General features: G+C 62.2%; 1 protein-coding gene and 1 pseudogene. Both read left to right on the top strand.

What is annotated here, in order from left to right:
• Window positions 1-1,445 (top strand): helicase HerA-like domain-containing protein (locus ACREB4_RS21220; RefSeq protein WP_431590226.1); only part of this gene is annotated, 1,445 nt, incomplete at its 5' end.
• 35 nt (window positions 1,446-1,480) lie between these two features.
• Window positions 1,481-1,766: pseudogene (locus ACREB4_RS21215) on the top strand (P-type conjugative transfer protein TrbJ); the annotation flags it as partial.

The raw sequence follows: 1,766 nt of genomic DNA, 5'->3' as shown, positions 1-1,766 counted from the left end.
ATGCAGTGGCCTTCGGCTATGTCACCGCCACGGTCGTGGTCAGCGACGTCGACGTGGATGCGGTGGAGGAGCAGCGCAAGGCAGTTGAGCGCGTCGTGCAGGGCAAGGGTTTCATTGCCGTGGCCGAGACGCTCAATGCGGTGGAAGGCTGGCTGGCCTCGATTCCCGGACACGCCTACGCCAATGTGCGCCAGGCGCTGGTCTCTACCTTGAACCTGGCCCACCTGATGCCGTTCTCGGCGGTGTGGTCCGGGCCTGAGCGTAACGAACACTTCGATGCGCTTCCTTTGATCGTGACCCGTACCGAAGGCGCAACACCATTCCGGTTGGTTACACACGTGGGCGATGTGGGGCACACGATGGTGGTGGGACCGACCGGCGCGGGCAAGTCGGTACTGCTGGCGCTGATCGCACTGCAGTTCCGCCGCTATCGGCACTCACGAATCTTTGCATTCGACATGGGGCGCTCGCTTCGCGCCACGATCCTGGGGTTGGGTGGAGAACACATCGATCTGGGTTCGGACGGGTCGATGGCGTTCCAGCCCTTGGCACGGATCGACCAAGCCGGACACCGAAGCTGGGCAGCCGAGTGGATCGAAGGATGTCTTATCCACGAAGGCCTCTCGGTTGGACCGGGTGAGAAGGACGCGATCTGGTCTGCCCTGAACAATCTCGCTGCAGCGCCTGTCGAGCAACGCACGCTGACCGGGCTGTCCGTACTGCTGCAATCCAATTCATTGCGCCAAGCGCTGCAGCCCTATGTGCTCGGCGGTGCGCAGGGCCGTCTGCTGGATGCCGATCACGACCGATTGGGGTCTGCGGATGTGCAGTGTTTCGAGATGGAAGAGCTGATGCACAGCAAGGCAGCCACATTGGCGGTTCTGCGCTATCTCTTCACCCATCTGGAAGCGCGATTCGATGGCGCTCCCACGTTGTTGCTGCTCGATGAGGCCTGGCTGTTCCTGGACGACGCGGTCTTTGCCGCCCGCATCCGCCAGTGGCTCAAGACCCTGCGCAAGAAGAATGTCTCGGTCGTGTTCTCCACCCAGTCGCTGGCCGATGTGCGCGACTCGGTGATCGCTCCGGCCATTATCGAGAGCTGCCCCAGTCGATTGTTGCTGCCCAACCCGCAAGCCTTGGAGCCGGGGATCCGCAGCATCTACCAGGGCATGGGGCTCAACGCCCGCCAGATCGAACTCATCGCTCAAGCCCAACCCAAGCGCGATTACTACTACCAGTCCCGGCTGGGCAATCGGCTGTTTGACCTGGACTTGGGACCGATAGCGCTGGCCTTTGCAGGCGCATCCACGCCAGAGCAACAGCGATCGATTGACGCGGTGCTGGCGCAGTCAGGGGAAGAGGGCTTCCTCAGTACATGGCTGCGCCAGCAGGGGGTCGATTGGGCCGCCAACCTGCTGAAGAACTTTCCACCCCAACAGGAGTAAGTGTCGTGAACAACAAGGCTTTTCGGGCCACTGGCCTGGCGACGGCCATCGGGCTGGCGTTGGCGCTGCCAGCGCAGGCGCAGATGGCGGTGTTCGATCCGTCGAACTTTGTGCAGAACACGCTGACCGCTACGCGCACCCTGACTCAGATCGAGAACCAGGTGCGGCAGCTGCAGAACGAAGCACAGATGTTGATCAACCAGGCGCGCAACCTGCAGGAGCTGGATTTTGACTCGGTGAATCGGTTGCGCGAGACGCTGGCCCGGACCGAACAGCTGGTAGACCAAGCCAAGGGCTTGGCTTTCGATGTCTCGCAGGCGC

The sequence above is a fragment of the Aquabacterium sp. genome, from assembly GCF_050725395.1.
Taxonomy (GTDB): Bacteria; Pseudomonadota; Gammaproteobacteria; order Burkholderiales; family Burkholderiaceae_C; genus Aquabacterium.
The sequence above is the reverse complement of the archived record's forward strand: the minus strand, read 5'-3'. Positions and strand labels throughout refer to the sequence as shown.